This window comes from Mycetocola sp. Y791 (genome assembly GCF_059445325.1).
Window position 1 is genome coordinate 466,212 of sequence record NZ_JCAIUC010000003.1, and the last position, 19,583, is coordinate 485,794.

Sequence of the window (19,583 nt, forward strand, 5' to 3'; positions counted from 1 at the left end):
ACGCGGTGCATTCGATGTTTCGGGACTGTTACGGAGGTCCTGCCTGTGTAAAACCCGTGTTACGCGCCCCTACGAACCTCTCGTCAGTGCGATCATCCGCGACATGGAACGCAGGTACTTCTTGCGGTAGCCACCGGAGAGCATGTCTCCCCCGAACACCTCATCAAGGGGAACACCCGTCGCGTGGATCGGGATCTGTGCGTCATAGACCCGGTCGATGAAGGCGACGAGGCGAAGGGCCTCCGTCTGCGACTGGAGTTCGTGGACGTCCCGCAACCCGATCTCATCGAGACCGGAGATGAGCTTGATGTACCGCGACGGGTGCACGCCGGCGAGATGACCGATCACCGTGTCGAAGCTGTCGTCTGAGACCGTCTTTCCGGATTCCATCGCCGCGGTGAGTCGTGACTCATACTCGTTGCTGTCGACGGCCGCCGCGTGACCCTCGATGGACCGTCTGCGGTAGTCCTCCCCGTCGATCCTGAGCGTGGTGAAGTGGTCGGACATCGCGTGGATCTCGCGCAGGAAGTCAGCGGCGGCGAAGCGCCCCTCGCCGAGCGCGTTCGGCGGGGTGTTCGAGGTGGCGGCGATCCGTGTTCCGGATGCCACGAGCTCGGTGAGCAGTCGCGTCATCATCATCGTGTCGCCCGGGTCGTCGAGTTCGAACTCGTCGATGCAGATGAGCGTCGAGCCGCGAAGGGATTCGACCGCATTGGCGTAGCCAAGGGCACCGACGAGCGCCGTGTACTCGATGAACGTGCCGAAATACTTGCGCGGGCCGGGAGCCGCGTGCCAGAGCGCCGCAAGGAGGTGCGTCTTACCGACGCCGAAACCACCGTCGAGGTACACGCCTGGCTTCACATCCGGCGCCTTCTTCTTCCGGCCGAAGAACCCGCCGGATGACTTCGCGGCGCCCCAGCTGCCGGCGAACGCGCCGAGCAGGTCGACAGCCTCCTGCTGTGATGCAAACGCGGCATCCGGGCGGTAGCTCTCGAAGCTGGCATCCGCGAACTGGGGTGGCGGCGTCAGACTCGCCGCAATCTCAGCCCCTGTGGTCTCGGGATTGCGATCCGCGATGCTGACGCGGACGGAGGACGAAAGGTTTGTCATGGGAGAATACCTCGTGTGTCGAAGTCTTACGGCGGGGTATGACTTCAGCCGCAATCGTGCGTGATTCCGCTCATCAAGCGGAGTTTCCAGCCTAATCCCCCGCGTGCCGCCCACGGAACGCTCGCGAGATACAACCTCCGGAGGTAGCCCATGTCTGTCGAACGCGACTCATCGACCGAAAAGTTCGCCGAATACGCGCACCCGGAACGCCTGGTCTCGACCGCGTGGCTTCAGGAACGCCTCGGCCAGCCAGGACTCGTCGTCGTCGAATCGGATGAGGACGTGCTTCTGTACGAGACCGGCCACATTCCCGGTTCGGTCAAGATCGACTGGCACACAGACCTCAACGACCCGGTGCAGCGCGACTACATCAACGGTGAAGGGTTCGCCGAACTGATGTCAGCCAAAGGCATCGCCAGGGATGACACGGTCGTCATCTACGGTGACAAGAACAACTGGTGGGCCGCGTACACGCTGTGGGTGTTCACCCTGTTCGGGCACAACGACGTCCGACTCCTCGATGGCGGGCGCGACAAGTGGATCGCTGAGGGGCGAGACTTCACGACGGATGCCACCACAAGAGAGCCCGTTGAATACCCGATCGTCGAGCGCGATGACTCGGTGATCCGGGCGTATAAAGATGACGTCCTCGCCCACCTCGGCAATCCCCTGATCGATGTCAGGTCGCCTGAGGAGTACAGCGGCCAGCGGACGACCGCTCCCGCGTACCCGGAAGAGGGCGCACTCAGGGCCGGTCACATCCCGACCGCGAAGAACGTGCCATGGGGCCAGGCCGTGGCGCCGGACGGCACGTTCAAGCCGCTCGCCGAGTTGACCGCCGTCTACAAGGACGGTGCCGGCCTGTCCGATGGGGACTCGGTTGTCGCGTACTGCCGGATCGGTGAGCGCTCGAGCCACACCTGGTTCGTGCTGCACCACCTGCTCGGCTTCTCGGACGTTCGCAACTACGACGGTTCGTGGACCGAGTGGGGCAGCGCCGTTCGCGTACCCATCGCCGTCGGTTCAGAGCCGGGTGACAGGCTCTGATGGCAGAATCGAACCGATGACCGAGATTACGCTCCCCGCCCAGCTCGCCGAGATTCGCGACGACTTCCTCGAACTCGACGAGAAATCGCGCCTGCAGCTCCTGCTCGAGTTCTCGCAGGAACTCCCGGAGCTGCCTCCGCACTATGCCGATCACGAGGACCTGCTCGAACGGGTCATCGAGTGCCAGTCTCCCGTCTACATCTTTGTGGACGTCACTGACGGTGCCGTCCACCTGCACGCGACCGCACCACGTGAGTCACCGACGACGCGGGGATTCGCCAGTATTCTTGCGCAGGCCATCGAGGGACTGAGCCCGGACGAGGTCCTCGCGATTCCGGACGACTTCCCCCAGATGCTCGGCCTCACCCGGATCGTGTCACCGCTTCGCCTCAACGGGATGAACGGAATGCTGCGGCGCATCAAACGCCAGTTGTCGGAGCGGGTCGCCGCTTAGGAGCACAAGACTGGAGTTGCCGCGCGGATCAGTGCTCGGCGCGGATCAGTGCTCGGCGAGCCATTCCCTGATGGACTGGTTCCACCGATCGGCGTCGAAGTTCCAGAGCTTCGTGTGCCGAGCGGTAGAGAACGGTACGAAGGTAGCAAGGTCCGAGCGCTTCTCGGCGAGCCGTCGCGCACCGTCCGCCGGGACGAAGCCGTCGTCGTCGCTGTGCAGCACGAGCATCGGCGTGGTGAGTTCATCCGCCCTGTCGACCATATTGAGCGCGGGAAAGTTGAGGGCGGAGTGCTGGCCGGTCAGCGCTCTGCCCCAGTCGTTACTGATCGCCGCGATCGCTGCTCGCCGAACCGCGACCGGGATGCGCCCGGCGTCAGCCTGGTAGTCGAGCACGCTGCCCCAGTCGACAACGGCCGACTCGAGGATCAGCCCGGAGATGAGGTCGGCTCGGTCTGCCCTGAGGGATGCCTGGAGCGAGATGACCCCGCCCATCGACCAGCCCATGAGGACGACGGTTTTCGCGCCGTGCGTCGCAGCGAACTCGAGAGCGGCCTCGACGTCCTGCCATTCGGTATCGCCGAGCCCGTAAAGCCCGTCGCTGCTCCTGGGCGCATCCCCGTCGTTGCGGTAGGAGATGAGCAGCGCCGTGCACCCTGACTCGTGCAGCACCGGCACAGCGCGAAGGCACTCGCTGCGAGTCGTGCCCCTGCCGTGCACGGCGATGACCCAGCGATCAGAGTCCGGATCGGCGGGAAACAGCCAGGCGGGTGCCGGTCCGACCTCGGTCTGAATAATCTCCTCGCTCCACGGGAGTCCGAGCTCGTCCGGGCGGGAGTAATACCAGCCACTGAAAGTCGCGGGTCCCGACGTCGGCAGGTCGTCGAGTTCTTCTCTGTCATTGAGCAGCGCGCGGGTGACGGTGGATGCGTCCTGCGTCAGGATCGGGCCGAGCTTCAGATAACGCCCGGCCGGCCCGAGCCACAGGCCATACCTGCCCGGCAGGTCGGTATCCGGATTGCGGACGAGGGTGATGGTCGCCGCACCGGGATCAAGGGACGTGACTACCGTCTCCTGCGCTCGCTTCGTCGCTGGGGTCACCACGCGCCTCGCGACGGCCGATACCAGGAGAACGGATGCCGTTGCGGCTGTCGCGATGAACCCGCCGACAGTGAGCGAGATTTTCAGTGCCGCTCGTCGCGGACGGGTGGCCGGCTCGACGGCGTGGCTGTGACGATTCATTGGCAAGTAACTCTAGTCTGCAATCGTGGCAGACAGACTCACAGGCGCCGAAGTTCCGGCGGCGTTCGCCCGTGCACTCGAATCGGTGCGCGGCGCCCAGGCGCGCTCAGAACTCAGCGTGCACGAAATTCCTGCCCCCGGCAACCTGGCGCCGTTCGCTGTCGCCCTCGCGGCGGATGTCACCCCCACCAGGCACGGTGCCGATTCCGAGCTTGGCACCGGACGGTTCATCCTGCTCTACGACCCGGAAGAGCCTGAGGCGTGGGGCGGCCCGTTCAGGGTCGTCTGCTTTGCCCAGGCCCCCCTCGAAACGGAAATCGGGCTTGATCCTTTCCTCGCCGATGTGGCGTGGTCCTGGCTCGTGGATGCCCTCAACGCCAGGGGCGCCCGGTACGCCTCGGCGTCAGGAACGGCCACAAAGATTCTGTCGACCGGGTTCGGCGAACTTAGCCTCCAGCCCGACGGCGCCCAGATAGAGTTGAGGGCGTCCTGGACGCCGCTCGAAGACGATGTGTCCTCCCACGTGGAAGGCTGGGGCGAGCTGCTGTGCACGCTCGCCGGGCTTCCGCCAACAACCGAAGGTGTAACCCTGTTGTCTAGCCGCAGGACGGCACGTGACTGACCGTCACGTCATCGATAGCGAGGACGAGTACCTCGACGCAATCACGAAGATCGAAGCGGGTCACGGCCCCATCGCCGTCGACGCGGAGCGAGCGAGCGGTTACCGCTACTCCCAGCGCGCGTACCTGATCCAGATCTTCCGCCGTGGAGCCGGCGTGTTCCTCTTCGACCCGCCCGCGATCGGCAGGTTCGACGCACTCAACGACGCCATTCGCGACGAAGAGTGGATCATCCACGCGGCAAGCCAGGATCTGGCCTGCCTCCGAGAGGTCGGTCTCGACCCCAGCCGGATCTTCGACACCGAGCTCGCGAGTCGGCTTCTCGGTCTCGATCGCGTCGGCCTCGGCTCCGTCGTCGAAGAACTTCTCGGCATTCACCTTGCGAAGGAGCACTCCGCCGCCGATTGGTCGACCCGGCCGCTCCCCGAATCCTGGCTCGAGTACGCGGCCCTCGACGTCGAACTTCTGGTCGACGTGCGCGACAAGCTCGATGCCATGCTGACCGAGTCAGGGAAGCAGGAGATCGCGGCACAGGAGTTCGAGGCGACGAGGCTTCGCCAGCCGAAGCTCGTTCGCCAGGATCCGTGGCGCCGGTTGTCAGGCCTGCACGGCGTCCGCGGCGCCAGGAGCCTCGCCGTCGCGCGTGAGCTGTGGACGGCGCGGGACACCCTCGCGCGCGAACGCGACGTAGCTCCCGGCCGTCTGGTCCCGGATGCCTCACTCGTCGCGGTGGTCAAGGCACAGCCTCGCTCGAGCGCAGCCCTCGCCGCCATGCGTGATTTCAAGGGTCGCGCGAGCCGCACCGAACTTCCGGTGTGGTGGGCCGCTCTCGAGCGCGGCCTCACCACTGACGACCTCCCGCCGCTCAGGCCCGCGTCGAGTGATGTCCTCCCTCCTGCCCGCAGCTGGTCCGAGCGGAACCCCGAAGCTGACGCGAGGCTCAAAGCCGCGCGAACAGCTCTCGCCCTCGTCGCGGAGTCGCTCTCGATCCCGCTCGAGAACGTCCTCACCCCCGAGATGCTCCGCCGACTCGCGTGGACTCCCCCGGTACCTCTTGACGCTGGGGCGGTGGGCGACGCCCTTCGCGAACTCGGCGCTCGCGAGTGGCAAATTGAAGCTACTGCACAGACGATCGCCCTTGCCTTTGTAGAAGGTAACCAAACGGCATCCGAACCGCAGAAAAGCGAGTCGTAGGAAGGGTCAAAGGATGCGGCGGAGATTTTGGCCGCTTCTAGGATCGAATCCGAATCCGATAATTGGGAGGCAAAGTGGCCGAAATAGCTGACGTCTTTTTTGTTGATGGAGTGCGGACCCCCTTTGGTCGCGCCGGACAAAAAGGAATGTACTGGAACACCCGTGCAGACGACCTGGTCGTCAAGGCGATGATCGGGTTGCTCGAACGCAACCCCGACGTTCCCAAAGACAGAATCGACGAGGTCGCCATTGCCGCGACCACCCAGCAGGGTGACCAGGGCTTGACCCTCGGCCGCACGACGGCACTTCTCGCGGGGCTGCCGCAGTCGGTTCCCGGCTACGCGATCGACCGTATGTGTGCCGGTGCAATGACTGCAGTAACCCAGGTTGGCAGCGCCATCGGGTTTGGTGCGTACGACTTCGCCATCGCCGGTGGAGTCGAGCACATGGGCCGGCACCCGCTCGGGGCTGACGCCGACCCGAACCCTCGGTTCATGACCGAGAAGCTGGTCTCAGCGGATGCACTCGACATGGGGAAGACGGCCGAGCGTATCCATGACCGCTTCCCGCACCTGACCAAGGAGCGTGCTGACCGCTTCGGCATGCGCAGCCAGCACAAGCTCCAGGCCGCATACGAGGCCGGCAAGATCCAGCCGGACCTCATTCCCGTCGCCATCCGCAGCGAGTCGGGCTGGGGCCTGGCAACACGCGACGAGGGTGCGCGACCCGAGACCACCATGGAGGGGCTGGCTAACCTCAAGACGCCGTTCCGCCCGCACGGCCGCGTCACAGCAGGAACCGCATCACCGCTCACCGACGGCGCGACGGTGAGCCTCCTCGCCGGTGGATCCGCTGTCAAGGAGTTCCGCCTGAAGCCCAAAATGCGCATGGTGAGCTTCGCCTTCGCGGGCGTTGAGCCGGAGATCATGGGCCTCGGTCCCGTGCCGTCCACCGAGAAGGCACTGAGGAAAGCCGGGCTGACGATCGACGACATCGGCCTGTTCGAGCTCAACGAGGCATTTGCCATCCAGGTACTCGCTCTCCTCGACCACTTCGGCATCGATGACGACGATCCCCGCGTCAACCAGTGGGGCGGCGCTATCGCCGTCGGCCACCCTCTCGCGGCATCCGGTGTCCGGCTCATGAACCAGCTGGCAGCGCAGTTCGCCGAGCGTCCCGATGTGCGTTACGGCCTGACGGCGATGTGCGTCGGGCTTGGCCAGGGTGGCAGCGTCATCTGGGAGAACCCGAACTGGAAGGGAAAGAAGTAACCGCGATGACCGATTACTCCACAATCGACTTTTCCCCTCTCGTCGCGCTGAGCGCCGATGAGGTCGTCACCCATTCCTTCGTCCAGGACGTCACCCTCCCGGGCGGTCGGGTGATCGCACTGATCACCCTGGACAACGGCCGCGACCACACCCGCCCGAATACGCTCGGCCCGATCACCCTCATGGAGCTCGGCCGGGTGCTCGACGAGCAGAAGGAGCGGGCCCGCCGCGGTGAGATTCACGCCGTGGCGATCACGGGCAAGCCGTTCATTCTTGCCGCGGGCGCAGACCTCAGCAAGGTGAGCGAGGTCGACTCTCGTGAGTCCGCGTTGCTCCTCGGCCAGCTCGGGCACTTCACCTTCGGCAAGCTCGACTCGCTCGGTGTGCCGTCGTTCGTGTTCATCAACGGACTCGCTCTCGGCGGTGGCCTCGAAATCGGGCTCAACGCGAACTACCGCACCGTCGACGCATCGGCACCGGCCATCGCACTCCCCGAGGTGTTCCTCGGTCTGATCCCCGGCTGGGGTGGGGCATACCTGCTGCCGAACCTCATCGGTATCGAGAACGCGCTCAAGGTCGTCGTCGAGAACCCGCTGAAGACGAACCGCATGCTCAAGGCTCAGGATGCCTTCGAGCTCGGTATCGCCGATGCCATCTTCCCCGCCGCGACTTTCCTCGAGGACTCTCTGCGCTGGGCTGGCGGCGTCCTCGACGGCACCGTCAAGGTGACCAGGAAGAACCAGCCCGGCAAGGTTGAACGGCTCGTCAAGTGGGACGCAGCGGTCGGCATCGCCAGGAAGATGCTCGAGTCGAAGATCGGCACGGTGCCGAAGTCCCCGTACGTCGCTCTCGACCTGCTCAAGGCAGCGAAGAGCGGAACCCGTGCAGAGGGGTTCGCGCGTGAAGATGAGGCCCTCGCGGATCTCGCCACCGGCGATCAGTTCCAGGCGAGCAACTACGCCTTCAACCTCGTGCAGAAGCGCGCCAAGCGGCCCGCCGGTGCCCCGGACAAGGCCCTCGCCCAGAAGGTCACCAAGGTCGGTGTCATCGGTGCCGGTCTCATGGCCAGCCAGTTCGCCCTGCTCTTCGTGCGTCGCCTTCAGGTCCCCGTCGTTATCACCGACCTCGACCAGGGGCGTGTGGACAAGGGGCTCGATTACATCCGCGGCGAGATAGCTTCCCTTCTCGCCAAGGGCCGCATCTCTCCCGATGAGGCCAACCGGCTCAATGCCCTCGTGTCAGGAACGACGAACAAGAGCGACTTCGCCGACTGTGACTGGGTCATTGAAGCTGTCTTCGAAGAGCTCGGTGTGAAGCAGGATGTCTTCGCCGATGTCGAGCAGTACATTTCGGAAACCGCGATCCTCGCCACCAACACCTCGTCGCTGTCTGTCGAGCAGATTGGTGCAAAGCTCGCGCACCCCGAACGCCTCGTCGGCTTCCACTTCTTCAACCCGGTGGCCGTGATGCCGCTGATCGAGGTCGTCAAGACGCCAAAAACCACGGACGAGACGCTCGCGACGGCCATGGCGACCGCGAAGGCGCTTCGGAAGAACGCGGTCATCACCCGCGACACCCCGGGGTTCGTCGTCAACCGCGTGCTCGCTAAGGTGCTCGGTGAGGCCATGTATGCCGTGGACTCCGGTACGAGCTTCGCGACGGTTGACGAGGCGCTCGCTCCCCTGGGGCTGCCGATGCCGCCGTCGCAACTGCTCGACCTCGTCGGACTCAAGGTGGGCGCTCACGTGCTCGACACCCACCACGAGGCGTTCCCCGACCGGTTCTACCGGAGCGAGAACCTCCACAAGCTGGCCGAGTACGGCACGCTGCTCGAGAAGGACTCGAAGGGCAAGGTTAAGGGATTCGACAAGGGCGCCCTCAAGATCGTCTCTGGAGGCAAAGAGCCCCTTCAGGCGGATGCCATCCTGCGTCGTCTCGAGGACGGCCTCGCTGATGAGATCCACCGGATGCTCGAGGACCACGTCGTCGAAGGACCGGAAGACATCGATCTCTGCATGATTCTCGGCGCGGGCTGGCCGTTCCAGATGGGCGGAATCACTCCGTACCTCGACCGAACCGGTGCCAGCCAGCGTGTCTTCGGCGGAACGTTCCACGATCCCGAGATTCGCGGCATCCGCTAGATCACCCGGTTCAACGCGAAACGCCCGGCCATACGGCCGGGCGTTTTTCGTGCCGGCACACGGCCGCGTGGTGCCGAACCCGATGTGCTGACAGCGGGAGCCGGCCTCCCACCAGCCTACGGATGCGGTCACGCGCACGGAAGAAGCGGCAACCGTTCACTCCCGCGCTACCCCGAGCGCTGCACAAACTCGACCGGCGCTACATAAACTTCTGCAGCGCAACGCAGGAACTGCAGCGCTCATGCTGGGAGGACGAGCGAACGCCTACGCCTGTTCGCTCGAGTGTTCGGACGGTTCGCTGATACCGGAAGGCTCTGGCCGCGCCACCGGAATCCGGCTGCCGAGGACCTGCGCGACAACGTCACGCGCGATCTGCTGGCCGGTGAGGCCCGCGTCGACCATGATCTGCTCGCGCGTTGCGTGGTCGATGAACGTGTCGGGCAGGCCGAGCTCGTCGACGGCCGTATCGACTCCGGCGCTCCGCAGGTCCTGGCGGATGCGGGTGCCTACTCCCCCGACGCGGATTCCGTCCTCGATCGTGATGACGAGGCGGTGATCCCGCGCAAATTCGATGACACTCGTCGGAACCGGAACCACCCAGCGGGGGTCGATCACCGTCGCACCGATGCCCTGTGCTTCGAGGCGACGTGCGACATCGAGCCCGATCTCGGCCATCGGGCCGACCGTGACGATGAGCACATCCGGTTTGTGGCTCTCGTAGAGCACGTCAACGTTGTCTTCGGTGCGGCGGACCGCCGGTATCGGCTCCTGCACACTGCCCTTCGGGAACCTGATCACCGTCGGCGCATCGTCCACTCCGATGGCCTCGGCCAGTTCTTCGCGCAGCCGCTCGGCATCGCGCGGCGCCGCCAACCGGATGCCAGGGACGAGCTGGAGGATTGCCAGGTCCCAGATCCCGTGGTGCGAGGGGCCGTCAGGCCCCGTCACTCCGGCCCGGTCAAGCACGAACGTGACCCCGGCCTTGTGGAGCGCGATGTCCATGAGGATCTGGTCGAACGCGCGGTTGATGAAGGTGGCGTAGATCGCAACGACGGGGTGAAGGCCACCGAATGCGAGGCCTGCGGCGCTCGTGGCGGCGTGCTGCTCGGCGATCCCGACGTCGTGAACCCGGTCAGGGAAACGCTCGGCGAGTTTGTGCAGCCCGGTTGGACGCAGCATCGCTGCCGTGACCCCGACGATCCTGTCGTTCTGCTCGGCCAGTTCGACGAGCGTGTCACTGAAGACGCCCGTCCAGGTTTCGGCGCTGCTCGACGACATCGATTCACCGGTGAGGGGATCGATCTTCCCGACCGCATGGAACTGGTCGGCTTCGTCATCGACGGCGGGCGCGAATCCCTTGCCTTTCTGGGTGATGGCGTGAACAATCACCGGAGTGCCGTAGTTCTTGGCCTGCGCGAGGGCTTCCTGCATGGCGTTGAGGTCGTGACCGTCGACGGGACCGATGTACTTGATGTCGAGGTTCGAGTAGAGCGCCTCGTTGTTGCTGAAGCGGCTCAGGAAGCCGTGGGTGCCACCGCGGACACCGCGGTAGAAGGCGCGACCCGGGCCGCCGAGCCGGTCGAACATACGCTGGCTGGTGATGTAGAGATCCTTGTAGGTCCTCCGCGTGCGCACCGTGTTGAGGAACCGCGCCATTCCGCCGATCGTGGGGGCGTACGACCGGCCGTTGTCGTTGACGACGATAACAAGGCGACGGGTGTTGTCGTCGCTGATGTTGTTGAGCGCTTCCCAGGTCATTCCGCCGGTCAGCGCACCGTCGCCGACAACGGCGACGACGCTTCTCTCGGTCTGCCCGGTCATTTCGAACGCACGGGAGATGCCGTCAGCCCAGCTCAGGGAACTCGACGCGTGGGAACTCTCGACGATGTCGTGCGGAGATTCACTGCGCTGGGGATACCCGGCGAGTCCGCCGCGTTCCCGCAGGTTCTCGAAGTCCTGACGCCCGGTGAGCAACTTGTGCACGTAGGACTGGTGCCCCGTGTCAAAGACGATGGCGTCCGAGGGCGAATCGAAGACGCGGTGTATTGCGAGCGTCAGCTCGACGACGCCAAGGTTGGGGCCGAGGTGTCCGCCGGTTCGGGAGACCTCGCTCACCAGGAAAGTGCGGATCTCAGCAGCCAGTTGGTTCAGCTGATCCTTCGAGAGGGCGTCAAGGTCACGCGGACCCCGTATCGACTCAAGAAGACCCATTCGAACTCCCTCACTACCATCCTGACCGGGAGGTGTGCCCCGGCCGTTCCACTCTACGCGCCGCCCCTGAGCGTTTCCGGTTGGAATCACTCAGGGGCGGCGTCGAGAATGGGTCAATCTGTGTGCTTAGACGAGGCTCCGCAGCACGTACTGAAGGATTCCACCGTTGCGGTAGTAGTCAGCTTCACCCGGCGTATCGATGCGGACCACAGCGTCGAACTCAACCGGCTGCTTGCCCTCGGGCGAGTGCGCGGTGGGCTCGGCGACGACGTGCACCGTCTTCGGGGTCGTGCCGTTGTTCAGCGCATCCAGACCGATGATGCTGATCGACTCGGTACCGTCGAGGCCCAGGCTCTCCCAGCTCTCGCCAACGGGGAACTGCAGCGGGACAACGCCCATTCCGATGAGGTTCGAGCGGTGAATGCGCTCGAAGCTCTCGGTGATGACGGCCTTGACGCCGAGCAGGCTCGTACCCTTTGCCGCCCAGTCGCGAGAGGAACCGGAGCCGTATTCCTTGCCACCGAGGATGACCAGCGGGATGCCGGCTTCCTGGTAGTGCTGCGACGCGTCGTAGATGAACGACTCTGGCGCGTCTGCTTGGGTGAAGTCGCGGGTGTATCCACCCTCGACGCCGTCGAGCAGCTGGTTCTTCAGGCGGATGTTCGCGAAGGTTCCGCGAATCATCACCTCGTGGTTTCCACGACGGGAACCGTACGAGTTGAAGTCCTTGCGGGAAATCCCGTGCTCGGTCAGGTAACGGCCGGCAGGGCTGTCCGCCTTGATCGATCCGGCCGGGCTGATGTGATCGGTCGTGACCGAGTCGCCGAGCTTGGCGAGCACACGGGCGCCGGTGATGTCGGTGACCGGGGTGGTCTCCATCGTCATGCCGTCGAAGTACGGTGGCTTCCGGACGTAGGTCGACTCGGGGTTCCAGTCGAACGTGCTTCCTGCCGGGGTCGGAAGTGAACGCCAGCGCTCATCACCCTCGAAGACCGACGCGTACTCGTGCGTGAACATCTCGGTGTCGATTGAGCTGTCGATCGTCTTCTGGACCTCGGCGGAGTCGGGCCAGATGTCCTTGAGGAACACGTCGTTTCCTTCGGTGTCCTTGCCGAGGGCATCCGTTTCGAAGTCGAAGTTCATCGACCCGGCGAGGGCGTACGCGATCACGAGTGGCGGGCTCGCCAGGTAGTTCATCTTCACGTCCGGGTTGATCCGGCCTTCGAAGTTGCGGTTACCCGAGAGCACTGCGGTCACGGCGAGGTCGCTCTCGTTGATCGCAGCAGAGATTTCCTCTGCGAGCGGTCCGGAGTTTCCGATGCACGTGGTGCAGCCGTAGCCGACGGTGTAGAAGCCGAGGGCTTCGAGGTCGTCGGTGAGTCCCGCCTTGGCGTAGTAGTCGGTGACGACCTTGGAACCCGGTGCAAGCGTCGTCTTGACCCACGGCTTTGCCGTGAGCCCCTTCTTCGCTGCGTTGCGGGCGAGCAGACCTGCTGCGAGCATGACCGACGGGTTGGAGGTGTTCGTGCACGACGTGATCGCGGCGATGGTGACGGCACCGTGGTCAATGGTGAACGTGGAACCGTCGTCGAGGGTCACGCTTGTTGGCTTCGACGCCGTTGATGGCGCTGAACTCGTGTGCGAGTGAACGTGGTTGTTGTGCTCGCTCTCCGGCGTGTTCGCTGGCGGGTCTGACGCGGGGAACGATTCGCTGACCTCGAGGTCGACGAGATCGTGCTCGACGTCCGCGTAGTTGTTCAGGTCGACCTCGAACTGGTTCTTCGCTGCGCTGAGCTCGATCCGGTCCTGCGGGCGCTTCGGACCCGCGATCGATGGGACCACTGTCGACAGGTCGAGTTCGAGGTACTCGCTGAAGGCCGGCTCGACCGACGGGTCGTGCCACAGGCCCTGGACTTTCGAGTACTCCTCGACAAGCTTGACCTGCTCTTCGCTGCGGCCGGTGAGGCGCAGGTAGTCGAGGGTGACATCGTCGATGGGGAACATCGCTGCCGTCGAACCGAACTCGGGGCTCATGTTTCCGATGGTGGCGCGGTTGGCGAGGGGGACCTCGGCGACGCCCTCTCCGTAGAATTCGACGAACTTGCCGACAACGCCGTGCTTCCGGAGCTGCTGGGTAATGGTGAGGACGACGTCTGTCGCCGTGACACCGGTGGGGATCGAGCCGGAGAGCTTGAATCCGACCACCTTGGGGATGAGCATCGAGACGGGCTGGCCGAGCATCGCTGCCTCGGCTTCGATTCCGCCGACGCCCCAGCCCAGTACGCCAAGGCCGTTGACCATCGTGGTGTGCGAGTCGGTGCCGACGAGCGTGTCAGGGTACGCCTGGAGCGCGCCGTTGACCTCGCGGGTGTACGTCACGCGGGCGAGGTACTCGATGTTGACCTGGTGCACGATGCCGGTTCCCGGCGGCACAACCTTGAAGTCTTCGAACGCGGTCTGGCCCCAGCGGAGGAACTGGTAGCGCTCACCGTTTCGCTCGTACTCGATCTCGACGTTGCGCTCGAGGGCGTCTTCGGTGCCGAAGAGGTCAGCGATCACTGAATGGTCGATGACGAGCTCTGCGGGGGCAAGCGGGTTGATTTTGGTGGGATCGCCACCGAGCTCGGCGACGGCCTCACGCATGGTGGCGAGGTCGACGATGCAGGGAACACCGGTGAAGTCCTGCATGACGACGCGGGCGGGCGTGAACTGGATCTCGGTGTCAGGCTCCGCTGAGGGGTCCCAGTTACCGAGCGTGCGGATCTGCTCAGCCGTGACGTTCTTGCCGTCTTCGGTGCGGAGCAGGTTCTCCAGAAGGACCTTGAGGCTGAACGGCAGCTTCTCGTAGCCCTGGACGGTGTCGAGACGGAAGATCTCGTAGTCGGTACCGCCGACTGTGAGTGTGTTCTTCGCCCCGAAGCTATTAACTGTAGACACGTAGCCTTCTCCTTCGTTGGCACAGGCACTGACACGCTGCCTGCCTTGGGTCAATCTTGGGTTCCCCTTGGCCAGTTTTTCTAGCAAGGTTTGCCTAACAACCGCCCAATGCCTCAGGGAGCACCTGCATCAATTTATCTTGATGTCGAGATAACTCTATCAGGGGCGAACGGGACTGGTGCGGTACAACGCGCGGACGACCAGCCACGTCAGGATAAGAAGAGGGGCGTAGAGCGGCAATCCCATGAGGAGCTTTGTCGCCGCGAGCCATTCAACGTTGCCCGCAGCGTAGAGCGGCAGCTGGACAGCGAGCCTCGCGATGAACATCCCCGCCCAGCACAGCGTGAGGATGATGAACGTCCGTCGCTTGACGGCATCCTTCTTCCACGCTGTCGAATCGCTCATCAGGTAGCCGGCGACGAGCCCGATGAGCGGCCACCCGACGAGTACCGAGATGAGCAGGGCTGCACCATACGCGCCATTGGTCACGAACCCGAGAACGAAGTTGTCCTCCGGCCGGTTGGTGACGAGCGCGAAGACAGCGGATGCCACTGCCCCGATCAGACCGCCGACCGCGCTGGCCACCGGCGTCTTCTGGACCAGACGTGCAACGGTCAGGATGGCCGCTATGCCGACAGACACGCCCAGCGACAGCGGCAGGTTCTTCGAAACGGTGTAGACAACGAGGAAGAGCAGGCCGGGCACGACGGCCTCGATGATCCCCCGGATGCCGCCCATCGCCTCGAGCAGCACGTGCCCGTTGGGTCGGTCGGCACGCGCCAGCGACTCAAGCCCTGCTTTCCTCGCGGCGTCAGCGAGGGCAGCGCCGACGACGGCGGCTGTTTCGCCGGTGTCGGCGCTGGCCCTGTCGCTGCCGGGGTCGGCGGAGGGCGTGGCCTGCCTGGCCGTTGCGCCGTCCTCGTCGAGGCCTGGCATCAGTCCGTCCGGGCCGCCGTCGGCGGCATCACGAGCGGGATCAGGTCGCGCGGAGGCATCGGTGCCGAACCGCGGACAACGACAACGCTGCGGAAGAGATCCTCGACGAGGGCCGCAGCCTCATCCTGGGTTGCTGCGTCGCCGGCGATGACACCGCGGAGGAACCAGCGAGGACCGTCAACGCCGACGAACCGGGCGATTCGCGTCCCCGGTGCTCCACCGGCGCTCGCGACGACGGGAACCTCGGCGAGCAGTTCCGGACCGAGAGCACCTTCGCGCTCCGTGACCGTTCCGCCCTGCCTGGCGATCTGTTCCTGAATCTGTTCCCGCGTCTCGTGCCACAGTCCGGTGCTGCGGGGAGCGGCGAACGGCTGAATCTGGAGGGTTGAACCTGCGTAGTCGAGTCCGACCGCGACAATGCGCTTCGTGCTCTCCTCAACCTCGAGCCGGAGGTTGAGGCCGTCGCGGGGAAGGATTTTCACTCCGCCGAGATCGATGTACGGCCTGACCGGGTTGGCCTCTGACTCGTCGAACGGGCCGTCGCTTGCCCGGTTCTCGGGTGCAGACTTCGAGATATCGAGCGCGTCCGGCTCCTCGGCGGCTTCGGACTCCGCGAGTTCTGCCGACTGGGTGGAGTCGTCGACGTCGGTGACATCCACCTCGGTCGACTCTGACTCGTCCTGTGCGTTGACGTCAGGATTGGCCGTCGCTTCGATGTTCTTTTTCTTCTTGCTCATGACTGGGCTCCTGTCTGGATCGTGTCGTAGCCGGTGGAACCGAAACCCCTGTCCCCGCGGAGGCTGCCTGGCAGCGTCTCGACCGGCACGAATCTGGCCTGTGAGACCGGCATGACGATCATCTGTGCGATCCTGTCCCCCGCCTTAATCGTGTACGGCTCGCTGCTGTCGGTGTTCAGCAGCGTCACACGGATTTCGCCACGGTATCCGGCGTCGACGGTGCCGGGTGAATTGACGACGGTGATGCCGTGCTTGGATGCCAGCCCTGAGCGGGGAACCACAAAGGCTGCATAGCCGTCGGGAAGGGCGATTGATACGCCGGTACCGACGACCCGTCGTTCCCCCGGCTCGAGGGTCAGGTCTTCAGTAGACTTGAGATCAGCGCCCGCATCGCCCGGGTGGGCGTAGTTGGGCAGTTCCGGGGCGACAATGAGTACGTCTACGCTTTCGGTCACGTGTCGAGGGTAGTGCAGAAGTCTGGATGAGAAGAGACATGGCCGAATATCGAGAACGTTTATGGCCTGCCGTGTGGATCGTCGGGGTGACGGCACTTGTGCTTCCGGCAAGCCTGCTCGTGCTTGCCCCGATCAGTGTCCCTGTCGGCGCTCTCACCGGAGTCGTCCTTTACGTGGGCTGCCTTCTCCTCTTTATTTACGGTGCACCGGTCATCGAGGTGAAAAACGGCATCCTCAGTGTGGGGCGCGCGTCGATTCCCGTTGAGCTGATCGGAGACGCCACGGCGTTCGAGGGTGATGAAGCGACCCTCGAGCGCGGCCAGCGCCTCGACGTCAGAGCGTTCCTCGTCATCCGTGGCGGCATCCGTGGGGTTGTCCGGCTGCAGATCGTCGACCCGCTTGACCCGACCCCCTACTGGTTGTTGTCGTCGCGCCACCCAACAAAACTGGCCGCTGCGATCTTGCGATCACAACGGCCAGATGTTCCCATCGAGACTTAGGCTGCACACTCCAGGCAAACCGGTCCGAGCTTTGACTCGTGATCGATCTGTGAGCGGTGCTTCACGAGGAAGCACTCAACGCAGGTGAACTCGTCAGCCTGCGGGGGCAGCACAACAACGTCCAGGTCCAGGTCCGAAAGGTCGGCGCCCGGCAGATCGAAACCACCAGGATTGTCGGCATCTTCGTCGCCGACCGATCCTGACAGTTTGTCTGGCACGCGCTCCTTGAGGGCCTCAATCGACTCTGAATCGTCGTCGGTCTTCCTTGGGGCGTCGTAATCCGTTGCCATTTCCATCCACTTCTTGTTGTCTTCCGATCGCTTCGGCGGCCACAGTTTGCATCAATCTGGATCGAATAGCAAACCGGCTTTGGCCTCTGAGAAGCGACACGGTGTGGAACCCACGGCACGCCCACTGTATTCCCACGTAAATGGCACATGCCGTGACACCATTTGGATAACAAATCACAGCCTGAGAGGCAGTTGATCATGCACGATTTGAAGGTCATTGGCGTTGAAGACGGCGCCCTCATCGCCGCGACAGAGAGCGGCGAGCGTTTTCGTCTCGTTATCGACGAGGTTTTGCAGTCCCATGTGCGCCGCAGCCGCAAGGAGCCGACACAGGGTCCAAAGCCGAGCCCGCGTGAGGTTCAGGCCCACATCAGGTCAGGACTGTCGGCCGAGGAAGTCGCCGACATCACCGGCGCCGACCTCGAGTACGTTCAGCGCTTCGAGGGTCCGGTTCTCGCTGAGCGCGAACACATCGTCGGCGCCGCGCTGAGCGTGCACGTGCTGACCACCATCGACCCGACGCGCGAGGACGACGACGACACCTTTGGCTCCGCCATCAGGGCTCGTCTCGAGTCACTGGGTGCGTCGGAGGAGCGGTGGACCAGCTGGAAGGAGCCGTCAGGCGGCTGGGTGGTGAAGCTGTCGTTCACGGCCAGCGAGATCGACCACGATGCGCGGTGGAGCTTCGAGCCGAAGAAGCAGGCGCTCGCACCGATGAACAGTGAAGCTGTGACCCTGTCGAAGCAGGGCGAGCTCCCGCAGCAGGGCCTCATCCCCCGCCTTCGCGCCGTCGAGCGCGACGACTCACGCCCCGATGACAGCCGGTTCGACAGCGGAGCATTCAACTTCCGCGACAGCTCCGATGAGAGCCTTGACCTGTCACCGACCATTGACATCTCCGCGCTCGGGCGCCCGCAGGCATCCTCGAAGGCAGCCGCTGCGGCCGCGATCAACCGGGCGGAAGACCCGGGCTCACAGTCAAACCAGACCGCTGACCTCCTCGAGGCCCTGCGTAAGCGCAGGGGCGAACGCGAGTCGGCGCACACCGACGAGGCGCAGCTGGAGACAGCGAAGGCTCCGAGGGTTGACGCCCCTCTCCCCGACAAGCCGCAGGCTGTTCCGGCCCCGGCCGAGACACCGGTTACTCCGGCCCGCGGCAGCGGCAAGCGTGGCCGCACGGCCATGCCGTCGTGGGACGAGATCGTCTTCGGGGCCCGCACCGACGAAGACTGATCAGGTCGGGCTCGTCGTCAGCGTGTGAAAGCGCCGAGCCTGATCAGCGGTATCGACCGCTCCTCGTGGGTCAGTGACCCGTGCTGGCCGATCATCTTGCGCGCTGACTGGTCGGCCGGCCTGGAGTCGTAGTACACGATCCGTTTGCGAGCTGCAACGACCACGTCTCCGATTCGTGGGAGGACCTCGTCGGAGACCGGTCCCAGGAGACCTGATTCCACGAGCTCCTCGCGGGTGGAGACCCAGGCGCGCTGAGACTCGCTCTCTTCCCAGATCCGAGCGAGGGTTGCGCGGTCGGATGCCGTTGCGCCCGGCTCCAGGTACAGGTGCAGGCAGCGCGGTTCTCCCCCGGCGTGCCGTACGCCGTCGATCAGCTCTGGTGTCGTGTCGAACAACACGTGCGACGACGGCGGAACGTCAACTGACCCGTGGTCGGCCGTCACGAGCAGTCCCGTGCGCGCCGGGAGCTCCGAACTCAGGGTTGAGACCTCGGCGTCAACCGCTTCGAGCACGGAGAGCCACTGGTCCGATTGCCACCCGTACTGGTGCGAGGCCCTGTCGAGCTCCGGGATATAGAGGTAGATCAGTGAACCCGGGTGATCCCGGGCCACCCGCACAGCGGCCGCGCGTCGCTCTGCGATGGTGTTTGCCGACACATAACTCGCGCCACGCAGGATGGCTCGGGTGAATCCTGACGCTGCGTACTTGGCCTGTCCGATCGCGAAGGTACGGATGCCGTCATCGCCCGCCTTTTCGAAGACGGTTCGTTCGCGCTGCCAGGTCTCGGGGACCATTCGCTCATCCCAGCCGTTCAACTGGTTCACCAGCCGATCGTTGGCGGCGTCCAGGGTGCGGTAGCCGACCAGCCCGTGTGCACCGGGGAGCGCACCCGTCGCGAAGGTGGCCAGTGCGGCCGCTGTCGTCGAGGGAAAGACGCTCACGATGGCGTCGCTCTTGGTGGACGTCAGGAAGCGTGCGTGCCCGGCGCGGGCCTGGAGCTGTGCCCGCCCGAGCCCGTCGACCACAACAACGACGACGGATTCAGCGGCGGGGAGCGATAGTTCGTTCGGAATCCCCCTGAGCGCGGCGAGGGAATTCGGCAGAACATCGGCAAGGCTGCGGGCGCCTGCTTTGTCGGTGGGTAGCATTGTGGCCATCGGGCCAAGTCTGGCACAGAGTCGCCGACGCGGCTCGCTTGCCCGACCGGC

General features: G+C 64.6%; 17 protein-coding genes. 8 read left to right on the forward strand and 9 right to left on the reverse strand.

The window, feature by feature from the left end; genetic code table 11:
* Positions 1–69 precede the first annotated feature (69 nt).
* The gene (gene zapE, locus AC1C2N_RS11295; RefSeq protein ID WP_495434019.1) at positions 70–1,110 is read right to left on the reverse strand and encodes a cell division protein ZapE; all 1,041 of its coding nucleotides are present in this window, start codon (positions 1,108–1,110) and stop codon (positions 70–72) included.
* A gap of 150 nt (positions 1,111–1,260) precedes the next feature.
* On the opposite strand from zapE, the gene AC1C2N_RS11300 reads away from it, so the two are divergent.
* Both AC1C2N_RS11300 and AC1C2N_RS11305 read left to right on the forward strand, forming a co-directional pair.
* Entirely contained in the window at positions 1,261–2,157 is an 897-nt protein-coding gene (locus AC1C2N_RS11300) for a sulfurtransferase (protein WP_495434020.1), read from the forward strand.
* Between the two features lie 16 nt (positions 2,158–2,173).
* A complete protein-coding gene (locus AC1C2N_RS11305; RefSeq protein WP_483404211.1) occupies positions 2,174–2,611 on the forward strand; it encodes a SufE family protein in 438 nt (145 codons plus the stop codon).
* Positions 2,612–2,656: 45 nt separating this feature from the next.
* Here the strand turns inward: AC1C2N_RS11305 and AC1C2N_RS11310 are convergent, their stop codons facing one another.
* Positions 2,657–3,850, reverse strand: a complete 1,194-nt coding sequence (locus AC1C2N_RS11310) for an alpha/beta hydrolase family protein (protein WP_495434021.1) — start codon at positions 3,848–3,850, stop codon at positions 2,657–2,659.
* A 25-nt stretch (positions 3,851–3,875) separates the two neighbouring features.
* On the opposite strand from AC1C2N_RS11310, the gene AC1C2N_RS11315 reads away from it, so the two are divergent.
* The 4 genes from AC1C2N_RS11315 (at position 3,876) to AC1C2N_RS11330 (ending at position 9,076) form a co-directional block, all read left to right on the forward strand.
* Positions 3,876–4,472, forward strand: a complete 597-nt coding sequence (locus AC1C2N_RS11315; RefSeq protein ID WP_495434022.1) for a DUF3000 domain-containing protein — start codon at positions 3,876–3,878, stop codon at positions 4,470–4,472.
* A complete protein-coding gene (locus tag AC1C2N_RS11320; RefSeq protein WP_495434023.1) occupies positions 4,465–5,664 on the forward strand; it encodes a ribonuclease D in 1,200 nt (399 codons plus the stop codon). The genes AC1C2N_RS11315 and AC1C2N_RS11320 overlap by 8 nt, the downstream gene beginning before the upstream one ends.
* Before the next feature lie 74 nt (positions 5,665–5,738).
* Entirely contained in the window at positions 5,739–6,935 is a 1,197-nt protein-coding gene (locus tag AC1C2N_RS11325; protein ID WP_108391082.1) for a thiolase family protein, read from the forward strand.
* 5 nt (positions 6,936–6,940) lie between these two features.
* Positions 6,941–9,076: a 3-hydroxyacyl-CoA dehydrogenase NAD-binding domain-containing protein gene (locus AC1C2N_RS11330; RefSeq protein WP_495434024.1), complete on the forward strand. Its 2,136-nt coding sequence runs from the start codon at positions 6,941–6,943 to the stop codon at positions 9,074–9,076.
* Positions 9,077–9,340: 264 nt separating this feature from the next.
* On the opposite strand, the gene dxs is transcribed toward AC1C2N_RS11330, so the two are convergent.
* The 5 genes from dxs to dut form a co-directional block, all read right to left on the reverse strand.
* The gene (gene dxs / locus AC1C2N_RS11335) at positions 9,341–11,287 is read right to left on the reverse strand and encodes a 1-deoxy-D-xylulose-5-phosphate synthase (RefSeq protein ID WP_483404216.1); all 1,947 of its coding nucleotides are present in this window, start codon (positions 11,285–11,287) and stop codon (positions 9,341–9,343) included.
* 126 nt (positions 11,288–11,413) lie between these two features.
* Positions 11,414–14,224: an aconitate hydratase AcnA gene (gene acnA, locus AC1C2N_RS11340; protein WP_483404217.1), complete on the reverse strand. Its 2,811-nt coding sequence runs from the start codon at positions 14,222–14,224 to the stop codon at positions 11,414–11,416.
* 159 nt (positions 14,225–14,383) lie between these two features.
* Complete coding sequence (locus AC1C2N_RS11345; protein WP_495434025.1) at positions 14,384–15,160, reverse strand: DUF3159 domain-containing protein; 777 nt, start codon at positions 15,158–15,160, stop codon at positions 14,384–14,386.
* Positions 15,160–15,897, reverse strand: coding sequence for a DUF3710 domain-containing protein (locus tag AC1C2N_RS11350; RefSeq protein WP_483404219.1), 738 nt, complete (start codon positions 15,895–15,897; stop codon positions 15,160–15,162). Before AC1C2N_RS11350 ends, AC1C2N_RS11345 begins: the two co-directional genes overlap by 1 nt.
* Entirely contained in the window at positions 15,894–16,352 is a 459-nt protein-coding gene (gene dut, locus AC1C2N_RS11355; protein ID WP_483404220.1) for a dUTP diphosphatase, read from the reverse strand. Before dut ends, AC1C2N_RS11350 begins: the two co-directional genes overlap by 4 nt.
* 38 nt (positions 16,353–16,390) lie before the next feature.
* Between dut and AC1C2N_RS11360 the strand changes: the two genes are divergently transcribed.
* Positions 16,391–16,852, forward strand: a complete 462-nt coding sequence (locus AC1C2N_RS11360; protein ID WP_495434026.1) for a DUF3093 domain-containing protein — start codon at positions 16,391–16,393, stop codon at positions 16,850–16,852.
* Here the strand turns inward: AC1C2N_RS11360 and AC1C2N_RS11365 are convergent.
* On the reverse strand, positions 16,849–17,142 hold the full coding sequence (locus tag AC1C2N_RS11365) for a DUF4193 domain-containing protein (protein ID WP_121658897.1): 294 nt from the start codon (positions 17,140–17,142) through the stop codon (positions 16,849–16,851). The genes AC1C2N_RS11360 and AC1C2N_RS11365 overlap by 4 nt on opposite strands.
* 198 nt (positions 17,143–17,340) lie before the next feature.
* On the opposite strand from AC1C2N_RS11365, the gene sepH reads away from it, so the two are divergent.
* Complete coding sequence (gene sepH / locus AC1C2N_RS11370; protein WP_495434027.1) at positions 17,341–18,375, forward strand: septation protein SepH; 1,035 nt, start codon at positions 17,341–17,343, stop codon at positions 18,373–18,375.
* A 17-nt stretch (positions 18,376–18,392) separates the two neighbouring features.
* Here the strand turns inward: sepH and AC1C2N_RS11375 are convergent, their stop codons facing one another.
* The gene (locus tag AC1C2N_RS11375; protein ID WP_495434028.1) at positions 18,393–19,532 is read right to left on the reverse strand and encodes an alkaline phosphatase family protein; all 1,140 of its coding nucleotides are present in this window, start codon (positions 19,530–19,532) and stop codon (positions 18,393–18,395) included.
* Between the last annotated feature and the right edge of the window lie 51 nt (positions 19,533–19,583).